This is a genomic window from Pseudomonas sp. F01002 (genome assembly GCF_004402115.1).
Taxonomy (GTDB): domain Bacteria; phylum Pseudomonadota; class Gammaproteobacteria; order Pseudomonadales; family Pseudomonadaceae; genus Aquipseudomonas; species Aquipseudomonas frigoris.
Map to the genome: position 1 here is coordinate 74,393 of NZ_SOPU01000013.1, position 20,016 is coordinate 94,408.

Consider the following 20,016-nt stretch of genomic DNA (forward strand, 5'->3'; position numbering starts at 1 on the left):
TGTGGGAGCGGACTTGCTCGCGAAAGCGGTGTATCAGTCAACGAAGATGTTGAATGTTAAACCGCATTCGCGAGCAAGCCCGCTCCCACAGGGTTTGGTGTTTGGCTTTAGGCTTTTGCGGCGGCCAGGATCAATGCCTTCATCTCCGACACCGCCGACTTGAACCCGACGAACAACGCATGAGCCACCAGCGCGTGGCCGATGTTCAGTTCGTTGATGCCTTTGATCGCCGCGACAGCTTCAACGTTGTGATAGTGCAGACCGTGGCCAGCGTTGACGATCAAACCTTGAGCCAGACCAAACGCCACGCCATCCGCCACACGCTTGAGCTCTTCAGCCACATCGGTCGGCGTCTCGGCATCGGCATAACGACCGGTATGCAGCTCAATAGCCGGCGCACCAACACGATGGGACGCTTCAATCTGCCGCTCGTCAGCATCAATGAACAGCGACACTTCACAGCCGATTTTCGCCAGGCGATCCACCGCAGCCTTGATCCGCGCTTCCTGCCCCGCCACGTCCAGACCACCTTCGGTCGTCAGCTCCTGACGGGTTTCCGGCACCAGGCAAATGTGCGCCGGACGAATGCGTTCGGCGAACGCCATCATTTCTTCGGTTACGCCCATTTCGAAGTTCATGCGGGTTTGCAGCACATCCTTGAGCAGCAACACGTCGCGCTCCTGAATGTGCCGACGGTCTTCGCGCAGGTGCACGGTAATGCCGTCAGCGCCCGCCTCTTCCGCGTCCAGTGCTGCCTTGACCGGATCCGGATAGCGCGTGCCCCGGGCCTGACGCAGGGTGGCAACATGGTCGATGTTCACGCCAAGAAGAATGCGATTGCTGGTGGTCACGGAAGCGCTCCTGAAAATGGAAAAGTTCGGCGCACAGCATACACGGGGAGATAGGGTCTGTTGATGTTTGGCAGCGGCCGCGACGGATGACCACTTGGTGCAGGGCAAGGCGCGAGGAACGTAGTTTGGTTGTTCCAAATAAGTTCCGAGCAACGCAGCCCTGCGCCAAGTGGTCATCCGTCGCGGCCGCTGCCAAGCATCAACAGACCCTATGGCTTGCGAAACAACTCGCGACTCACCAAGGGACGACCGCCCAGATGAACGGCCAGTGCCTGGCGCATCAATCGCTTGGCTGCCGATAGTGCGCCAGGGGCTGACCAATCTGCATCGGCCATGGCCAACAGTTCGGTGCCGTTGAACAGACCGGGTTGCAGCAGGTAGACCCGTTCGAGCCCCGCATCCACTTGCAAACGGTAGAGACCGTCCGGCGCGATGGGATCGCCATGGATGTCGGTGGCCAGGGCGAAGCCATAACCGAGATCATCGAGCAGCCGCCACTCGAAGGAACGCAACAACGGTTCCAGCGGACGACCTTCGGCAAGCGCAAGCAGGGTCGCGGCGTAGTGGTCAAACACAGCGGGATGCGGGTCTTCGGACGGCAACAGCCGAATCAACAGCTCATTGAGGTAGAGACCACTGAACAGCGCTTCACCATTGAGCCAGGTTGAAACACCGGCGCTTTCCATGCGACCGACGTTCTTCAACTCACCACGCCCACGGAACTCGACTTCCAGCGGCACGAACGGCCGCGCCAGGGTCCCGGCCTTGCCCCGAGCACTACGCAACACCGCCCGCAGCCGACCTTGCGGCGTGAGGAAATCCACCAGCGCGCTATTTTCGCGGTAGGCGCGACTGTGGAGCACGAAGGCGGGTTGGCCGATGGGTTGGGACATGGAGTTCTCAATGGAGAAACGCAATTTTACAAACAACCCAAAACCAATGTGGGAGCGGGCTTGCTCGCGAATGCGACGTAACAGTCAACATCAATGCTGAATGTTACATCCTATTCGCGAGCAAGCCCGCTCCCACAGGGGCTCACTGGTGTATCTGGAACCGAGACTTACAGGTCGCCGTAACCCAGCGAACGCAAGGCGCGTTCATCGTCGGACCAGCCGCCTTTCACCTTGACCCAAAGGTTGAGCATGATCTTGGAGTCGAACAGCAGCTCCATGTCCTTGCGCGCCTCGGTGCCGATGCGTTTGATCCGCTCGCCCTTGTCGCCAATGATGATTTTCTTCTGGCCGTCGCGCTCGACGAGAATCAAGGCATGGATGTGCAGGGTTTTGCCCTGTTGCTTGAACTCTTCGATTTCAACGGTGATCTGGTACGGCAGCTCGGCGCCCATCTGGCGCATGATTTTCTCACGTACCAGTTCAGCGGCGAGGAAGCGGCTGCTGCGGTCGGTGATCTGGTCTTCCGGGAAGAAGTGATCGTTTTCCGGCAGGTAACCGGCAATCACGCGCTCCAGCGTTTCGAGGTTATGCCCGTGCTGGGCCGAGATCGGCATGATCTGCGCGTTCGGCAACTGTTCCTGCAACCAGGTCAGGTGCGGCATCAGCTCGGCTTTGTCTTCGATGCGGTCGGTCTTGTTCAGCGCCACGATCAGCGGGCCGGTCACGTATTGAACGCGCTCGAGGACCATCTGGTCTTCGTCTGTCCACTTGGTGCGGTCAACCACGAAGATCACCACGTCGACGTCTTTCAACGCCGCCGAAGCGGTCTTGTTCATGTAGCGGTTCAGGGCTTTCTCGCCACCTTTGTGCATGCCCGGGGTGTCGACGTAGATCGCCTGCACGGCGCCTTCGGTCTTGATGCCGAGCATGTTGTGGCGAGTGGTCTGAGGCTTGCGCGAGGTGATCGCCAGCTTCTGACCGAGGATGTGGTTCAGCAGCGTGGACTTGCCCACGTTGGGACGGCCGACGATGGCGACATAGCCACAGCGAGTTGCAGTTGAATCAGTCATGGCCATTCTCCACGCCCAGGGCAATCAGTGCTGCGGCGGCCGCTACCTGTTCGGCAATACGACGGCTCACACCCTGACCTCGGCTTTTTTCATTCAGTAAGGTGATTTCACATTCGACGAAGAACGTCCGGCAATGCGGCTCACCCTGGATATCCACCACTTCGTAACGCGGCAGTTCACAACCCCGCGACTGCAGGAACTCTTGCAGGCGGGTTTTTGGATCTTTGTTGGTGTCGACCAGCGTCAGGCCTTCGAACTCCCCGGCCAGCCAGGCCAGTACGCGTTCGCGTGCCATGTCCATGCCGGCGTCCAGGTAGATCGCACCAATCAGCGCTTCAAGGGCATCGGCCAGAATCGACTCGCGACGGAACCCGCCGCTTTTCAATTCACCGGAACCCAGGCGCAGGTATTCACCCAGATCGAAACCGCGAGCCAGTACGGCCAGGGTCTCGCCTTTCACCAGGCGTGCGCGCAACCGCGACAACTGGCCTTCGCGGGCCAGCGGGAAGCGATCGAACAGCGCCTCGCCAGCGACAAAGTTAAGGATGGCATCACCGAGGAATTCCAGGCGTTCGTTGTTACGCCCGGCAAAGCTGCGGTGAGTCAGGGCAAGGACCATCAGTTCCTGGTCCTTGAAGGTGTAGCCGAGCTGACGCTCGAGACGGCTTAAGGAGACGCTCACGGTTTACCCACGCTGAGTTCGTGGTTGGATTCCACCGCCATCGCCGTGATGCGGCGCAGGCTTGGGACAATTAACGCTGTGTTCAAAAATAACGTCCTGAATATCATTGGCTTCATGCTTTCGGGGCCGATTGTGCCGACTCCAGAAATGCATTCGGCGCTGTGTTCAACAGCGCCGTGTGTGATTACTTGATCAGGCCAACCCGCGAGAAATTCGGCAGGTGACTGAGTTTAGGTTCCGGCCAGCTCATCCAGACTGCGAAGGCCTTGCCGACGATATTCTTGTCGGGAACCATGCCCAGCAGATCCTTGGGAATGCTCGGATCATCCCAGTAGCGACTGTCATTCGAGTTGTCGCGGTTGTCGCCCATCATGAAGTAGTGCCCGGCAGGCACGGTCCACGAATGGTCCGGCGTTGCGCGGTAACGGCTCATTTCCTTGCGGATCAGGTGCTCGGCGGCGCCGAGTTTTTCCTTGTAGAGCTCGGCGCTGCCCAACGTGCCCGGCTCGGAGCCGACCAGTTGTTCGGCAATCGACTCACCGTTGACGAACAGACGCTTGTCGGCGGTGTAACGAATCTGGTCACCCGGCAGGCCTACCACACGTTTAATGTAGTTGACGTTCGGATCGCTCGGATAGCGGAACACCATCACATCGCCGCGCTGTGGATCACCCACTTCGATGACTTTCTTGTCGATCACCGGCAAGCGGATCCCGTAAGAAAACTTGCTCACCAGAATGAAGTCGCCAACGTCCAGGGTCGGTTTCATCGAGCCTGAAGGAATCTGGAACGGTTCCACCAGGAACGAACGCAGTACCAGCACGATGAACAACACCGGGAAGAACGACTTGCCGTATTCGACCAGCAGCGGCTCTTTATTCAGTTTCTCGACCACCATCCCATCAGGCTGACTGACACTGCCCTGATAGGAGGCAATGGCGGCACGCCGACGCGGCGCCAGGAAAACCAGATCGAGCAACGCCAACAGGCCGCAGACGAACACGGCGATGACCAGCAACAGCGGGAAATTTAGTGACATAGGACCTAACTATCCAACCTGAGCACTGCAAGGAAGGCTTCTTGTGGAATTTCCACGTTACCGACTTGCTTCATGCGTTTCTTACCGGCCTTCTGCTTTTCAAGCAGTTTCTTCTTACGGCTAACGTCACCGCCGTAGCATTTGGCCAATACGTTCTTTCTGAGTGCCTTGACAGAGGTCCGCGCAATAATCTGCCCGCCAATGGCGGCCTGGATCGCGACGTCGAACATCTGACGTGGAATCAGTTCTTTCATCTTCTCGGTCAACTGGCGACCTTTGTAGTGCGCGTTATCCTTGTGCACGATCAACGCCAGGGCGTCGACCTTGTCACCGTTGATCAGCACATCCAGTTTCACCAGATTAGCCGATTGATAACGATCGAAATGGTAATCCAGCGAAGCATAGCCACGACTGGTGGATTTCAGACGGTCGAAGAAGTCCAGGACCACTTCGTTCATCGGCAAATCGTAGGTCACTTGAACCTGGGTACCGAGGAACAGCATGTCGTGCTGTACGCCACGTTTCTCGATGCACAGGGTAATGACGTTGCCCAGGTGCTCTTGCGGCACAAGAATATTGGCCCGCACGATCGGTTCGCGCATGTCTTCGATCGAGGACAGGTCTGGCAGCTTCGACGGGTTGTCGACGTAAATCGTTTCACCGGTTTTCAGCAGCAGCTCGAAAATTACCGTCGGCGCCGTGGTGATCAGGTCCAGGTCGTACTCGCGCTCCAGGCGCTCCTGGATGATTTCCATGTGCAGCATGCCGAGGAACCCGCAACGGAAACCGAAGCCCAGGGCGTCGGAGCTTTCCGGGGTGTACTGCAGGGACGAGTCGTTGAGCGTGAGCTTTTGCAGGGCTTCACGAAAATCTTCGAAGTCGTCGGAACTGACCGGGAACAGACCGGCGTAAACCTGCGGCTGAATGCGCTTGAAACCAGGCAACACGTCGACGTCCGGCGTGGAGCTCAAGGTCAGGGTGTCACCGACCGGTGCACCATGGATGTCCTTGATGCCGGCAATGATGAAGCCCACTTCGCCGGCCTTCAGGTCAACGGTCGCGGAGTGTTTAGGGTTGAAGACACCGACGCTGTCCACCAGGTGGATCTTGCCGGTGGATTTGACCAGGATCTTGTCGCCCTTCTTCACGCGACCGTGGCGCACGCGCACCAGGGAAACAACGCCCAGGTAGTTGTCGAACCAGGAGTCGATGATCAACGCTTGCAGCGGATCTTCATAGTTGCCGGTCGGCGCAGGAATGGTCTTGACCAGACGCTCCAGCACTTCGTCGACGCCCAGACCGGTCTTGGCACTGCACTCGACCGCGTCGGTGGCATCGATGCCGATGATTTTTTCGATTTCTTCTTTCACGCGGTCCGGATCGGCCTGAGGCAGGTCGATCTTGTTCAGGACCGGCATCACTTCCAGGCCCTGCTCGATCGCGGTGTAGCAGTTGGCTACCGACTGCGCTTCAACGCCCTGACCGGCATCGACCACCAGCAACGCGCCTTCACAGGCCGCCAGCGACCGACTGACTTCATAGGTGAAGTCGACGTGGCCCGGGGTGTCAATGAAGTTCAGCTGGTACTTGATGCCATCGCGAGCGGTGTAATACAGGGTGACGCTGTGGGCCTTGATGGTGATCCCGCGTTCACGTTCCAGGTCCATGGAGTCCAGAACCTGGGCCTCCATTTCGCGCTCGGCAAGGCCGCCACACATCTGGATGAAGCGATCGGCCAGCGTCGACTTGCCATGGTCAATGTGGGCGATGATGGAGAAATTGCGGATATGACTCAAATCACTCACGGATCAACACTCAAAAAGGCTGCAGGCATAGCCCGCCGAAAAATAGCCGGGAATTGTACCTGATCCACGGCGCAAGCGTCACGTTCGCAGGTCAGACGGCGCCTACAAAAACGCCCCGGTCTTGCGACAGGGGCGTTTTGAGTGACCTGCAAGGTCAGGAGAAACCCTTGATCAACCGGCCCGGCGCAACAACCAGACCCCGGCCAAGGCACAAACACCCGCCGGAATAAGCACCGCAAACAGCGGCGAGAAACCGAAGACCAGGCTCGAAGGACCGAGCAAATCCTGAACGATACGGAAGGTGAAGCCCACCAGCACACCGGTGAACACTCGCTGACCAAGGGTCACCGAGCGTAGCGGACCGAAGATGAAGGAAATCGCCATCAGTACCAGCGCGGCGGTGACCAGCGGTTGCAACACCTTGACCCAAAATGCCAGCCAGTAACGACCATTGCTCAAGCCTTGGTCAGCCAGGTAGTGGATGTACCCCCACAGACCACTAATCGACAGCGAATCGGGCGACATCACCACGGTATCCAGCAGTTGCGGGCTCAACGCCACGTTCCAGCGCTCGACCGGAGCGGTCACCACTTCGGTGTTCTTGTCATGGAATAACGTGGTCGTGACATCGCTGAGCTGCCAGTGATCCTTGTCGAATTCGGCGCGCTTGGCGAAGCTTGAGGACAGCATGTGGCGCTGATCGTCGAAGCGATAACGGGTCACGCCATACAGCAAACCGTTTGGCTGCACGGAGTTGACGTGAATGAACTCGTCCCCCTGACGGTGCCACAGGCCATGCTTGGCGCTTTGCGCATCGCCGCTGCCCTGGGCCAGCGAGCGATTGGCCTGAGCGGTGACTTCGGTGGCCGGCGCGACGTATTCGCCGATCAGCACACCCACCACCATCAGGATCAGCATTGGCTTCATGACCGCCCAGACGATTCGCCCGATCGACACGCCCGCAGCGCGCATGATGGTCAGCTCGCTGTGACTGGCCAGACTGCCGAGGCCGATCAGGCAACCGATCAGCGCCGCCATCGGCAACATGTCGTACAACCGACGTGGCGCGGTCAGCAAGACGTAGCTCAACACGTCCATCAAGGTGTAGGTATCGCTGACCTCACTCATCTCATCGATGAACGCGAACAGCGTCGCCAGACCGAGAATGATCCCCAGTACCGCCAGAATTGCCACGAAAACGCTGCTACCAATGTAGCGATCGAGCTTATCCACGAGCCACCTCCAGCGCGCTGCGGCGACTCGCCAACTTCAATTGCATTGTCTCCCAATAGAGCAAGCCCAGGCCAATCGCCAGGAAGATCGCGTGAACCCACCACAACCCCAGAACAGGCGGAATCTTGCCTTTTTCAAGGGCGCCACGAGCGGCAATCAGAATGCTCAGATAAGCCATATAAAGAAGAATCGCCGGCAGCAGCTTGAGGAAACGGCCCTGACGCGGATTGACCCGCGACAGCGGCACCGCCATCAGGGTCACGATGAACACCAGCAACGGCAGGGATAGACGCCATTGCAGTTCGGTGCGGGAGCGGATGTCATCGCTGGCGATCAGGGTACTGGTGGCCATCGCGTCACGGTCGGTCACTTCATCGCTGACGTCCGGCTTGGGCAGCAATACGCCGTACTCGTCGTACTTGATCGCCCGGTAATCAGCCTGTCCCGGATTGCCGTCATAGCGATAGCCGTTGTCGAGAATCAGGTAACGGTTACCGTCGGGGCGAATTTCCTGACGGCCCTTCTCGGCCACCAGCACGGAAATCCCGCGATCCTTGTTATCGGAATTGACGTTCTTCTGCGAAATGAACACGCCGCCAAGGTTGATGCGGTCATCCGACAGCGTTTCGGTGTAGGTCACCCGTGTCCCGTCACGCAGCGCCTGGAAGCGACCCGGCTCGAGGGTGTCGAACTCGGTCAGGGCATCCTGCTTGTTCAACAGCAACTGGAATTGATTGGCGCCTTGTGGCGCCAGGCTCAGGCTCAGCCATGCCACCACCAGTGCGACGAGGGTGGCCGGAAAAAGGGTCATGGCAAACAGACGCTGCTGGCTCATGCCGGTGGCCGACAGCACGGTCATTTCGCTTTCGAGGTACAAGCGACCGTAAGCCAGCAGGATCCCGAGAAACAGGCCCAACGGCAGAATCAGTTGCAGGAAGCCCGGCAGACGGAAACCCATGATCAGGAATAGCGAGCCCGGATCCAGGAGACCAGAGGCCGCCTGGGCGAGGTATTTAATGAAGCGACCGCTCATGATGATGACCAACAGCACGGCGCTGACGGCGCTCAAGGTCAACAGGACTTCGCGGGATAGATAACGGAAGACGATCAAACCAGACACTCCAGGGTTGTCAGGCTAAGGCGGCCAAACAAGCAAACGTATCAGACAGCCCGCAGGGCAGAGCCGCCGAAAAAGATGGCGCATTATCCTGTGATTGGGTGCGCCTGTCACTGCGCATGCTCAAGCAGGCGGGTAATGCGCTGAAGATCGTACAACCGAGGGTTGTCAGGCTCGGGGCACGAGGTTCAAACTGCGGCCTTTGTCGCGGGCCGTGACCTGCGTCTTTCTATTTATAAGCAAGCTCGAACGCATGCCGTCGAACACTTGCCTTTGACCATTAATTCAGGGACCCGGACATGGAACTGGTTGTAAAAAGCGTTAGCCCAGAAACGTTGAAAACCGCCACTCTGGTGGTCGCCGTCGGCGAAGGCCGCAAGCTCGGCGCCGTCGCCAAGCAACTCGACGAACTGAGCGGTGGCGCCATCAGCGCCGTGCTCAAGCGCGGTGACCTGGCTGGCAAAGTCGGTCAGAGTCTGTTGCTGCACAGCCTGCCGAACCTCAAGGCCGAGCGCGTGCTGCTGGTCGGCGTTGGCAAGGACGAAGAGCTGGGCGACCGCCCGTTCCGTAAAATCATTGCCGGCATCCTCAACACCCTTAAAGGCCTGGGCGGCAGCGATGCGGTGCTGGCCCTCGACGAAGTCGTGGTCAAAGGCCGCGACAGCTACGGCAAGACCCGCCTGCTGGCGGAAACCCTGGTGGACGGCGAATACACGTTCGACCAGTTCAAAAGCCAGAAAGCCGAGCCTCGCACCCTGAAGAAAGTCACTTTGGTGACCATCAAGGCTGCACAGGCTGAAGTCGAGCGCGCCGTGGCCCACGCCACCGCTATCGCCAACGGCATGGCGTTCACCCGCGACCTGGGTAACCTGCCGCCGAACATCTGCCACCCGACGTTCCTCGGTGAGCAAGCGAAGAACCTGGGCAAAGAATTCAAGAGCCTGAAAGTCGAAGTCCTTGATGAGAAGAAGATCAAGGACCTGGGCATGGGCTCGTTCTACGCCGTGGGCCAGGGCAGCGCCCAGCCACCGCGCCTGATCGTCATGCAATACAACGGCGGCAAGAAATCCGAGAAGCCGTATGCACTGGTCGGCAAAGGCATCACCTTTGACACTGGCGGCATCAGCCTGAAACCGGGCGCCGGCATGGATGAAATGAAGTACGACATGGGCGGCGCTGCCAGCGTATTCGGCACCCTGCGCGCCGTGCTCGAGCTGAAACTGCCGATCAACCTGGTGTGCATCCTGGCCTGCGCCGAGAACATGCCGAGCGGCAACGCTTCGCGTCCTGGCGACATCGTCACCACCATGAGCGGCCAGACCGTGGAAATCCTCAACACCGACGCCGAAGGCCGTCTGGTGCTGTGCGACGCCCTGACCTACTCCGAGCGCTTCAAGCCACAAGCAGTAATCGACATCGCGACCCTGACCGGCGCTTGCGTCGTTGCGCTGGGTTCCCACACGTCGGGCCTGCTGGGCAACAACGACGAACTGATCGGCCAACTGCTGAGCGCCGGCCAATCGGCTGACGATCGCGCCTGGCAACTGCCGCTGTTCGATGAGTACCAGGAACAGCTGGACAGCCCGTTCGCCGACATGGCCAACATCGGTGGCCCGAAAGCCGGCACCATCACCGCCGCCTGCTTCCTGTCGCGCTTCACCAAGAACCTCAACTGGGCGCACCTGGACATCGCCGGCACGGCCTGGACCAGCGGCGGCAAGGACAAGGGCGCCACTGGCCGTCCGGTTCCATTGCTGACCCAATACCTGCTGGACCGCGCCAAAGCCTGAAACCGATGACCCAGGGCGGCGTTGCTTTCGGGTGACGCCGCCCTTGGCTCAGGAACCGCAATGACCAAAGTCGACTTCTATATCCTGCCCAGCGCAGATCCTTCAGCGCGGCTGGATTTTGCCTGCAAGCTCACCGAAAAAGCCTGGCGCATGGGCCACCGCATCTATCTGCATTGCAGCGATGCCGCCCAGCGTGACGATCTCGATGCGCGTTTGTGGACCTTCAAGGGCGAAAGCTTCGTGCCCCACGGCCCTGCTGAAAATGAGCCGGACGGTTTGATTGTGTTGGGTCTTGGCGATGACTGCGGCCCGCATCAGGACCTGTTGGTCAATCTCGCCCTGAAAGTCCCGGCATTCGCCAACAAGTTCGCCCGCGTGGCGGAAGTGGTGGTGGAAGATCCGACGATTCGTACGGCTGCGCGGGAGAGTTTCCGTTTCTACCGCGAACAGGGCTATCCTCTGCAAGATCACCGTTTACAGCGACTCTGAGCATTCCGATGGACACTCCAAAACCGCTGCAAAAGTCCGCGCATCTGCTGGACGACCTTGAGTCGATCCGTCAATTGCTCGGCGATGACAACCTGCAACCGCCCTTGCTCACCGACACGGTCGAGGAAGGTGATCAGGAACAGATACCGATGCTGTTCGATACGGTCGGCGCCAGCCCGCCAACCCTCGAACCGGCGCCACCCGCCCCTGCTGCCCCTGCCGCCCAACCGGCGCCCGTCGCCAGCAAGGGCCCCGACGAGCTGCTGCACCTGGATGGCGAACTGCGTGCCGCCGCGCAATTGATCATGCAAGACGTGATCGACGACTTCGCCCCGCACATCGAAACCGAAATCAAACGCCGCCTCAGCGCGCGGATGGAACGCCTCCTCAGCCAGTACGAATAACCCACCCTCCTTGTGGGAGCGGGCTTGCTCGCGAATGCGGTCCAACATTCAACATTAATGCTGACTGACACACCGCCTTCGCGAGCAAGCCCGCTCCCACATTTGATTGGCGTCGTTTTTGATGATGCGCCCGGTCTGCCCCTGCTCGCCCTGCGCCCCATGCCCCGCTATACTTGCCGGCTTTTCCTGAATAAATGCCAATAGGGTCCCGCCGCGCATGGATAAGACCTACCAGCCGCACGCCATTGAAACTTCCTGGTACAACACCTGGGAGTCAGAGAGTTACTTCGCCCCGCAAGGCGCGGGCGAGTCCTACACCATCATGATCCCGCCGCCGAACGTCACCGGCAGCCTGCACATGGGTCACGGCTTCAACAACGCGATCATGGACGCCCTGATCCGTTTCCGTCGCATGCAGGGTCGTAACACCCTGTGGCAGCCGGGTACCGACCACGCCGGTATCGCCACGCAAATGCTGGTGGAGCGTCAACTCGAAGCTCAGGGCCAGAATCGTCACGATCTGGGCCGCGAAAAATTCCTCGAGAAAGTCTGGGAGTGGAAGGATCAGTCCGGCGGCAACATCAGCCGTCAGATCCGCCGTCTCGGCTCGTCCGTGGACTGGGGCCGCGAGCGCTTCACCATGGACGACGGCCTCTCGGAAGCCGTTAAAGAAGCCTTCGTGCGTCTGCACGAAGACGGCCTGATCTACCGCGGCAAGCGTCTGGTCAACTGGGACACCAAGTTGCACACGGCGATTTCCGACCTCGAAGTGGAAAACCATGACGAGAAAGGTTTCCTGTGGAACCTGAAATACCCGCTGGCCGACGGCGCCAAGACCGCTGAAGGCAACGATTACCTGATCGTCGCGACCACTCGCCCGGAAACCATGCTCGGCGACGCCGCCGTAGCGGTTAACCCGAACGATGAACGCTACCATGCCCTGATCGGCAAATTTGTCGAGCTGCCGCTGGTCGGCCGCCGCATCCCGATCATCGCCGACGATTACTGCGACCCAGAATTCGGCACCGGCTGCGTGAAAATCACCCCGGCCCACGATTTCAACGACTATGAAGTCGGCAAGCGCCACAACCTGCCGCTGCTGAACATCTTCGACAAGAACGCCGCCGTATTGCCGGCCTGTCAGGTGTTCAACCTCGACGGCACGCTCAACGAAAGCATCGACGGCAAGATCCCGGCCGAATACGCCGGTCTGGATCGCTTCGAAGCGCGCAAGCAGATCGTTGCTGCGTTTGACGCCGCCGGCCTCTTGGTCAGCGTCAACGACCACGCCCTGAAAGTACCGAAAGGCGACCGTTCCGGCACTATCATCGAGCCGTGGCTGACCGACCAGTGGTACGTGTCGACCAAGCCATTGGCTGAGCCAGCCATCGCTGCCGTTGAAGACGGTCGCATCGCGTTCGTGCCGAAACAGTACGAAAACATGTACTTCTCGTGGATGCGCGACATCCAGGACTGGTGCATCAGCCGTCAGCTGTGGTGGGGCCACCGGATTCCGGCCTGGTACGACGAGTCGGGCAAGGTCTATGTCGGTCGCGACGAAGCCGAAGTACGTGCCAAGCACAACCTCGGCCCGGACGTTGCACTGCAACAGGACAACGACGTTCTCGACACCTGGTTCAGTTCGGGCCTGTGGACCTTCTCCACGCTCGGCTGGCCTGAGCAGACCGAATTCCTGAAGAAATTCCACTCCACCGACGTGCTGGTGACCGGTTTCGACATCATTTTCTTCTGGGTTGCCCGGATGATCATGCTCACCATGCACTTGGTGAAAAACGAAGACGGCACGCCGCAGGTTCCGTTCAAGACTGTTTATGTTCACGGCCTGGTGCGTGATGGCCAGGGCCAGAAGATGTCCAAGTCCAAGGGCAACGTCCTGGATCCGCTGGACATCATCGACGGCATCGAGCTCGAAGACCTCGTGCAGAAACGCACCTCCGGCATGATGCAGCCGAAACTGGCGAAGAAGATCGAGAAGCAGACCCGCGACGAGTTCGCCGACGGCATCGCCAGCTACGGCACCGACGCTCTGCGCTTCACCTTCTGCTCGCTGGCGTCCACCGGTCGCGACATCAAGTTCGACATGGGCCGCGTCGAAGGCTATCGCAACTTCTGCAACAAGATCTGGAACGCCGCGCGCTATGTGCTGGACAAGGGCGAAGACTGCGGTCAGAACGGCGAGGCTTACGAGCTGTCGCTGGCGGACCGCTGGATCATTTCGCAGCTGCAACGCACCGAAGCTGAAGTGACCCGTCAACTCGATCAGTTCCGCTTCGACCTGGCCGCACAAGCCTTGTACGAGTTCATCTGGAACCAGTATTGCGACTGGTACCTGGAACTCTCCAAGCCTGTGCTGTGGGACGAAAACGCGCCGGTCGAACGTCAGCGTGGCACCCGCCGCACCCTTGTTCGGGTATTGGAAGTCGCGCTGCGTCTGGCGCATCCGTTCATGCCGTTCATCACCGAAGAAATCTGGCAGCGCATCGCGCCGCTGGCCGGTATCGAAGGCAAGACGATCATGCTGCAACCTTGGCCGGTGGCCAATGAAGCACGCATCGACCAGGGCGCCGAAGACGATATCGAGTGGCTGAAGACGCTGATGCTTGGCACGCGCAACATTCGCGCCGAGATGAACATCGGACCAGGCAAGCCGTTGAACCTGTTCCTGAAAAACGTCAGCGCCGAAGATCAGCGTCGTCTCACGGAGAACGAAGCCCTGCTGAAGAAGCTGGCTCGCCTCGAATCGATCACCGTGTTGGCTGCTGGCGAAGAAGCACCGCTGTCCGCCACCGCACTGGTCGGCGAGATGGAAGTGCTGGTGCCGATGGCCGGCCTGATCGACAAAGACGCCGAATTGGCCCGTCTGGACAAGGAAATCCTGCGTCTGCAGGGCGAAGTTCAGCGGGTTGGCGGCAAGCTGTCTAACGCCGGTTTCGTCGACAAGGCCCCGGCCGAAGTCATCGAGAAGGAACGCGCCAAACTGGCTGAAGCAGAACAGGCTTTGGGCAAGTTGGCCGAGCAGCATGCGCGGATTGCCAGTTTGTAACGGCACATCGCAATGAAAACGGGAGGCCCGAAACGGCCTCCCTTTTTTATGCCCGACGCTTTCTCCCAAACACCCCACCCCCCTGTGGGAGCGAGCTTGCTCGCGATGAGGTCATAATATTCAACATCGACGTTGGCTGACAGTCCGCTATCGCGAGCAAGCTCGCTCCCACAGGGGGGATGGCGGTGTTTGTCACAATTGCGTTCACAACGGCTGGATGTGGGACAATACCCGCCACTTTTAGCCATACCCGAATCGACCACGCCCATGAACGCCCCCCGCACACCCCGCCCCGCGCGCAAGAAGCCTGACACCGCCACCCCGGCCAAAGCCGTGGAGCCCCGCGAGAAGGCCAGCCTGCATCCGCGCAACCGCCATCAGGGTCGTTACGACTTCCCGGCGCTGATCAAAACCACGCCGGAACTGGCGAAGTTCGTGATCATCAATCCGTACGGCAAGGAAAGTATCGACTTCGCCAGCCCGGACGCAGTGCGGGTGTTCAACCGTGCGTTGCTCAAGTCGTTCTACGGCGTCGCCCATTGGGACATCCCGGCCGACTACCTCTGCCCTCCGGTTCCGGGCCGTGCCGATTACGTGCACTTCCTGGCCGACCTGCTGGCCAGCGTCAACGACGGCGAGATCCCTCGCGGTGCGCCGGTCAAGGTGCTCGATATCGGCATGGGCGCCAACTGCGTCTATCCGTTGATCGGCTACAGCGACTACCGCTGGCACTTCCTCGGCTCGGAAATCGACCCGACGGCCGTGGCCGCCGCCAAAGCCATCGTCCAGTCCAACGGGCTAAACAAAGCCATCCAGTTGCGCCAGCAAAGCAATCCCAAGCACATTCTGCTGGGCCTGCTCGAACCCGGCGAACGCTTTGACCTGACCATGTGCAACCCGCCGTTCCACGCCTCGATGGACGAAGCGACCAAGGGCAGCGAACGTAAATGGCGCGCGCTGGGCCGTGCTGATCCAAAACGCAAACTGCCTGTGCTGAACTTTGGCGGTCAATCGGCAGAATTGTGGTGTGAAGGTGGCGAAGCACGGTTTGTGACGCAACTGATCGCCGAGAGCGCGCATTTCCAACACAAAGTGCTTTGGTTCAGCACCCTGGTCTCGAAAGCCTCCAACCTGCCGGCGATCCAGACTGCGCTGAAAAAGGCCGGCGTACTGGAAAGCCAGGTCGTGGAAATGTCTCAGGGGCAGAAGCAAAGCCGTTTCGTCGCCTGGACCTTCCAGACCAAATCCGAGCAGCAGGTCTGGCGCGAACGTTGGGCTCGCAAAAGCTGAGTGACCCTGTGGGAGCGAGCTTGCTCGCGATGAGGCCATAACATTCAGCACAAGTGTTGACTGACAGGCCGCCATCGCGAGCAAGCTCGCTCCCACATTGGTTTAGCGGTGTAGGTGGTAAATCGCAGACACAAAAAAGCCGTGCCCGGATCACTCCGGAGCACGGCTTTTTTTACTGCGTCTTACTTGTTAACAGCGTCGGTCAGGCCTTTGGCCACAACCAGCTTGATAACTTTCTTGGCAGCGATTTCGATGGCAGCGCCAGTCGAAGGGTTGCGGCCGGTACGGGCAGGACGCTCAGTCACTTTCAGTTTGCCGATACCTGGCAGAGTGATTTCGCCGCCGTTTTCCAGCTGATCGGCAACGATTTGGCCCAGTTGGTCCAGAGCGTTACGCGCGGTGGTTTTTGGCGCGTCGATAGCTTCAGCGATGTCGGCGATCAGTTGGTCTTTAGTAAGAGCCATGTAGTGTTCCTTCCCTATCAAATTCATATGGATTGCAGAGTGCAGTGTCAGCCATCGAGCCCGATCTTCTGGATCTGGCACCCTCGGCCAATAACCACGGGATCGGGGTTATAGATACCGAAATCTGGGTTTGGTTCGACCTGACAAATGCTGAATGCACGCTTAACGCAGTGACTTCGCGTAAGACCGGGCAAAACTAGCACAGAGACGGGGAAATATCCGCCTCTAGCTACCCATTTGGTCAGCTTTATTGCTCTAAAACTGTAAAAAACAGCATAAGCGCTGTCGGACACCTGCGAATTGCCCTTCGTGCCGCGCCAAAACCAGTGGTTGCGGTACACTGAGCGCTTTTTCGGGGGAGCACGCCCTCCTCTCTTCAATCAGCCGAGAAGCCCATGCCGATCCGTCATTGCATCGTCCACCTGATCGACAAAAAACCCGACGGTACACCTGCAGTTCTCCACGCCCGCGACTCCGAACTGGCCGAGTCGAGCGCCATCGAGTACATGCTTGCCGACCTCAATGAGAGCTACAACGCCAAACAAGGCAAGGCCTGGGGTTTCTTCCATGCCGAGTCCGGGGCACACCCGTTCAGCGGCTGGCTGAAGGAATACCTCGATGGCGGCAAGGATTTCACAGCGTTCAGCCGTGTGGCGGTGGAACACCTGCAAAAGCTGATGGAAGAGTCGAACCTCTCTGTGGGCGGCCACGTGCTGTTTGCGCATTATCAGCAAGGCATGACCGACTACCTGGCGATCGCCCTGCTACACCACAGTGAAGGCGTTGCAGTGACCGATCAACTGGACGTGACCCCGTCCCGGCACCTGGATCTGGGCCAACTGCACCTGGCGGCACGGATCAACGTGTCCGAGTGGCAGAACAACAAGCAGTCCAAGCAGTACATTTCGTTCATTAAAGGCAAGAACGGCAAAAAGGTTTCGGAGTATTTCCGCGACTTCATCGGCTGCCAGGAAGGCGTCGACGGCCCCGGCGAAACCCGCACCCTGCTCAAGGCCTTCAGTGACTTCGTCGAAAGCGAAGACCTGCCGGAAGAGTCCGCCCGCGAGAAGACCAAGACCCTGGTGGATTACGCCAGCAGCCAGGCAAAATTGGGCGAACCCATGGGCCTGGAAGAACTCTCGGAGCTGATCGACGAAGAACGCCCGAAAGCCTTCTACGACCACATCCGCAACAAGGACTACGGCTTGTCGCCGGAGATTCCGGCAGATAAACGTACCCTCAACCAGTTCCGTCGCTTCACCGGTCGCGCAGAAGGCCTGTCCATCAGCTTCGAAGCGCACCTGCTGGGCTCGAAGATCGAATACGACGAAGAAGCCGGCACGCTGATCATCAAAGGTCTGCCGACCCAACTCACCGATCAGCTCAAGCGGCGTAACTGATGCTCGGCGGCGTACTGAAGAAATTCCTGCTGATCCTGCTGGTGGTCGTGATCTACCAGAACTGGGGCAAGATCGAGCGGGTGTTCCATCCGGCGCAGGTGGTGTCGGAGCAGACTCAGGCCAAGGCCAACGTCGTGCTCTACGCCACTGAATGGTGTGGTTACTGCAAACTGACTCGGCGCTTTCTCGATCAGAAGGGCATTCCGTACAAGGAGTTCGATATCGAGAAGGATGCCGAGGCGCGCAAGGACTACGAGGCGCTGGGTGGCGGCGGGATTCCGATCATCGATGTGAACGGGACGTTGATTCGCGGGTATGACCCGGATGAAATCCTGGCCGCACTGAAATAAACACAAACCCTGTGGGAGCGGGCTTGCTCGCGAAAGCGGCCTGTCAGTCAACATCAATGTTGAATGTAATGGCCTCTTCGCGAGCAAGCCCGCTCCCACAGGGGTTCATCGGCGCTTTTCGATGCGGAAGCCCAATCGCGGAAAGTGCACATGCACCACACCGCCCCGCTCGTCTTCACGACGCAGAATCAATTCTTCACTGCCTGCAAACAGCAACTCACCCGCCACCGGGTCAACGCCGTAATCGATGGCGGCAATGACCACCTGCTGGCCAGCCTCAAAACCATTTGGCTCGTCGAATTGCTCATCCGGCAATGCGGCCGGTGTGGCATTGCGCGCCGCCTCCAGCGCCTCTTCGGAGCTCATCTCGCTGAACGCGCCATGACCGAAGCCCAACACGCGCCCCTGCCACGCCGAAACCGCCGGATAAGCATCGACCAACGGTGAAGTGACGGGCGTAGCCTTGAGAAACCACAACGGATGGGCCAGGGCGAAGTCGGCAATCGACGGCTCGCCGAACAGGAAGTCGCCCTGCTCGCGCTGAAGCTGTTGCTCCAGACGCGCCATGATAGTCGGCCATTGATGCCGGGCTTGCTCTGCCGGCAGCCGTGTGGCGCTGCCACCGCTGAACAACTCCGCGCGATCGGCAATGAACGCCTTGATCGCTTCCGGCGGCATATTGCCGAAGCGCACGGCGATCGATTCCGGTTGAAACACCAAGCTGACCGCGTGCTGGAACACTACCGAATCCGCCCATGCGGCAAAGGTCGCGGCGATCATTTCCTGACCTTCCGGGAAGAACGCCGGCAAGGCTTTTTCCTGTTCCAGACGACGGGCGATCAGCGACGTGTCGCAATAGATATCCGCGCCAATCTGCAACACCGGCGTCTTGCGGTAGCCGCCGGTCAGCGCGGTCAGATCGGGTTTTGGCATCACCGGCGAGATCTTCACCGAGCGCCAGGACAGCCCCTTGAAGCCCAGCAGCAAGCGGGCCTTTTCAGAAAAAGGGGACGTCGGGTAATGATGAAGAATTAACTCTGACATGCTCGGCTCCGCCGCACGGATAGGGAATCCGCAGCTTAGCGCGCATTCCATGTGCATCCCACCGATCTGCCTGATGGGCACTTATCAATCAGATTGATAAGCCCGCAGCGGCGCTCGCTACCAAGCATTCCTTGGCGCTTTTCTTGAGTTTTTTGATCAGCCGTTCCTGACGTAGCGCTTCGCTTTTATCGCGGCAGACTTCGGTGTAAACCAATGCCACGGCAGGGCTGGAGAGAAAAAAGCGCGCGCCCTTGCCACTCTGGTGGGTGGCGAAGCGGCGCACGGGATCATCGCTGATCCCGCAGTAGAGCGAACCATTGGCCGCGCGAACGAGATAGACGAACCAGGGTTTGCTGACAGGCAGCGTCGGTTCGGCGGCAATGACGGAAGATTCGCTGGCGGTGTTCACGTGACGATCAAGGCTTGTAGGAAACAAGCCGCGATCTTATCAGCGACTGGCCTGGAATGCCTTGAGCCCCTTCAAGGCTTGAGCGCGCACGGCGTTTCTCACCGCCGGCGTCCAGCCCAACAACAGCCCCTTGAAACCCAGCGCCTGTCGGGACCAGGTCCACATATCGAAGCTGTCGTGATGCTCGCAGATTTTGCCGTCGCGAAAAACGAAGCGTGCCTGAATGTCGTTGACCACGGTATTGCCGGTCTGGCTGAACAGGTACGTCGCCACCCAATGGGCGCCACCTGTGCGCTCATCACTGCGCACGTTATCGAACGTCAGGGAAAAATCCTTGGCCCGAGTGGTAAGCATCCGCCACATATCGCCTGCATCGCGGCCGTGCAACTCGCCGAACGCCGGATCACTGAACACCACGTCGTCGGTATAGCAGGCACTCATGGCCTCGGCATCCAGACGCTGGAAGGCTTGGTAGAACTGGGTGATCAATGCGTTGTGGGCATCACTCATGGGCAGGCTCCCTCTGGATGTGCAAATAGATGCGCAAAGTGGTTTCAAAAGATTGCCTGCACGATAGTCAACAAAGGCGCGAAACACTATCGGCATTCGTGAGCCGAATACC

19 protein-coding genes are annotated in these 20,016 nt (G+C 59.3%); 7 read left to right on the plus strand and 12 right to left on the minus strand.

The features are described 5' to 3' along the window. Positions 1–107: 107 nt before the first annotated feature. The 8 genes from pdxJ to lptF all read right to left on the minus strand — a co-directional run bounded on the left by pdxJ (position 108) and on the right by lptF (position 8,684). Positions 108–851 carry a pyridoxine 5'-phosphate synthase gene (gene pdxJ / locus E3W21_RS07430; RefSeq protein ID WP_129441454.1) on the minus strand — a complete coding sequence of 248 codons (744 nt, stop codon included), beginning with the start codon at positions 849–851 and terminating at the stop codon, positions 108–110. Positions 852–1,060: 209 nt separating this feature from the next. Then, the gene (gene recO, locus E3W21_RS07435; RefSeq protein WP_129441452.1) at positions 1,061–1,744 is read right to left on the minus strand and encodes a DNA repair protein RecO; all 684 of its coding nucleotides are present in this window, start codon (positions 1,742–1,744) and stop codon (positions 1,061–1,063) included. A gap of 167 nt (positions 1,745–1,911) precedes the next feature. Further along, positions 1,912–2,814 carry a GTPase Era gene (era, locus tag E3W21_RS07440; RefSeq protein WP_008151577.1) on the minus strand — a complete coding sequence of 301 codons (903 nt, stop codon included), beginning with the start codon at positions 2,812–2,814 and terminating at the stop codon, positions 1,912–1,914. Beyond that, positions 2,807–3,496 (minus strand): ribonuclease III, encoded by a 690-nt coding sequence (gene rnc, locus E3W21_RS07445; RefSeq protein ID WP_033053426.1) that lies wholly within the window; start codon positions 3,494–3,496, stop codon positions 2,807–2,809. Before rnc ends, era begins: the two co-directional genes overlap by 8 nt. Positions 3,497–3,680: 184 nt before the next feature. Beyond that, the gene (gene lepB, locus E3W21_RS07450) at positions 3,681–4,535 is read right to left on the minus strand and encodes a signal peptidase I (protein ID WP_134418935.1); all 855 of its coding nucleotides are present in this window, start codon (positions 4,533–4,535) and stop codon (positions 3,681–3,683) included. Between the two features lie 5 nt (positions 4,536–4,540). Next, on the minus strand, positions 4,541–6,340 hold the full coding sequence (lepA, locus tag E3W21_RS07455; protein ID WP_129441448.1) for a translation elongation factor 4: 1,800 nt from the start codon (positions 6,338–6,340) through the stop codon (positions 4,541–4,543). Between the two features lie 171 nt (positions 6,341–6,511). Continuing rightward, on the minus strand, positions 6,512–7,573 hold the full coding sequence (lptG, locus tag E3W21_RS07460) for an LPS export ABC transporter permease LptG (RefSeq protein WP_129441446.1): 1,062 nt from the start codon (positions 7,571–7,573) through the stop codon (positions 6,512–6,514). Beyond that, a complete protein-coding gene (gene lptF, locus E3W21_RS07465) occupies positions 7,566–8,684 on the minus strand; it encodes an LPS export ABC transporter permease LptF (RefSeq protein WP_134418936.1) in 1,119 nt (372 codons plus the stop codon). The genes lptG and lptF overlap by 8 nt, the downstream gene beginning before the upstream one ends. 305 nt (positions 8,685–8,989) lie before the next feature. On the opposite strand from lptF, the gene E3W21_RS07470 reads away from it, so the two are divergent. The 5 genes from E3W21_RS07470 (at position 8,990) to rlmF (ending at position 15,727) form a co-directional block, all read left to right on the plus strand. Then, entirely contained in the window at positions 8,990–10,480 is a 1,491-nt protein-coding gene (locus E3W21_RS07470; RefSeq protein ID WP_134418937.1) for a leucyl aminopeptidase, read from the plus strand. Between the two features lie 60 nt (positions 10,481–10,540). Next, positions 10,541–10,969, plus strand: a complete 429-nt coding sequence (locus tag E3W21_RS07475; protein WP_134418938.1) for a DNA polymerase III subunit chi — start codon at positions 10,541–10,543, stop codon at positions 10,967–10,969. 8 nt (positions 10,970–10,977) lie between these two features. Continuing rightward, entirely contained in the window at positions 10,978–11,373 is a 396-nt protein-coding gene (locus E3W21_RS07480) for a DNA polymerase III subunit chi (RefSeq protein ID WP_129441440.1), read from the plus strand. 217 nt (positions 11,374–11,590) lie between these two features. Then, positions 11,591–14,437, plus strand: a complete 2,847-nt coding sequence (locus E3W21_RS07490; RefSeq protein WP_134418939.1) for a valine--tRNA ligase — start codon at positions 11,591–11,593, stop codon at positions 14,435–14,437. Between the two features lie 267 nt (positions 14,438–14,704). Next, positions 14,705–15,727, plus strand: a complete 1,023-nt coding sequence (gene rlmF / locus E3W21_RS07495; RefSeq protein WP_129441436.1) for a 23S rRNA (adenine(1618)-N(6))-methyltransferase RlmF — start codon at positions 14,705–14,707, stop codon at positions 15,725–15,727. A gap of 182 nt (positions 15,728–15,909) precedes the next feature. On the opposite strand, the gene E3W21_RS07505 is transcribed toward rlmF, so the two are convergent. Beyond that, positions 15,910–16,191 carry an HU family DNA-binding protein gene (locus E3W21_RS07505; protein WP_007905514.1) on the minus strand — a complete coding sequence of 94 codons (282 nt, stop codon included), beginning with the start codon at positions 16,189–16,191 and terminating at the stop codon, positions 15,910–15,912. A 395-nt stretch (positions 16,192–16,586) separates the two neighbouring features. Here E3W21_RS07505 and yejK point away from each other — a divergent pair, with 395 nt between their 5' ends. Continuing rightward, on the plus strand, positions 16,587–17,591 hold the full coding sequence (yejK, locus tag E3W21_RS07510; RefSeq protein ID WP_008147593.1) for a nucleoid-associated protein YejK: 1,005 nt from the start codon (positions 16,587–16,589) through the stop codon (positions 17,589–17,591). Further along, positions 17,591–17,941: a glutaredoxin family protein gene (locus tag E3W21_RS07515; RefSeq protein ID WP_134418940.1), complete on the plus strand. Its 351-nt coding sequence runs from the start codon at positions 17,591–17,593 to the stop codon at positions 17,939–17,941. Before yejK ends, E3W21_RS07515 begins: the two co-directional genes overlap by 1 nt. Before the next feature lie 105 nt (positions 17,942–18,046). Here E3W21_RS07515 and E3W21_RS07525 read toward each other — a convergent pair whose 3' ends face one another. The 3 genes from E3W21_RS07525 to E3W21_RS07535 form a co-directional block, all read right to left on the minus strand. Next, the gene (locus E3W21_RS07525; RefSeq protein ID WP_134418941.1) at positions 18,047–18,985 is read right to left on the minus strand and encodes a glutathione S-transferase family protein; all 939 of its coding nucleotides are present in this window, start codon (positions 18,983–18,985) and stop codon (positions 18,047–18,049) included. Positions 18,986–19,073: 88 nt separating this feature from the next. Continuing rightward, positions 19,074–19,394, minus strand: coding sequence for a GIY-YIG nuclease family protein (locus E3W21_RS07530; RefSeq protein ID WP_129441430.1), 321 nt, complete (start codon positions 19,392–19,394; stop codon positions 19,074–19,076). Positions 19,395–19,433: 39 nt separating this feature from the next. After that, positions 19,434–19,904 (minus strand): nuclear transport factor 2 family protein, encoded by a 471-nt coding sequence (locus E3W21_RS07535; RefSeq protein ID WP_129441428.1) that lies wholly within the window; start codon positions 19,902–19,904, stop codon positions 19,434–19,436. Positions 19,905–20,016: the final 112 nt, after the last annotated feature.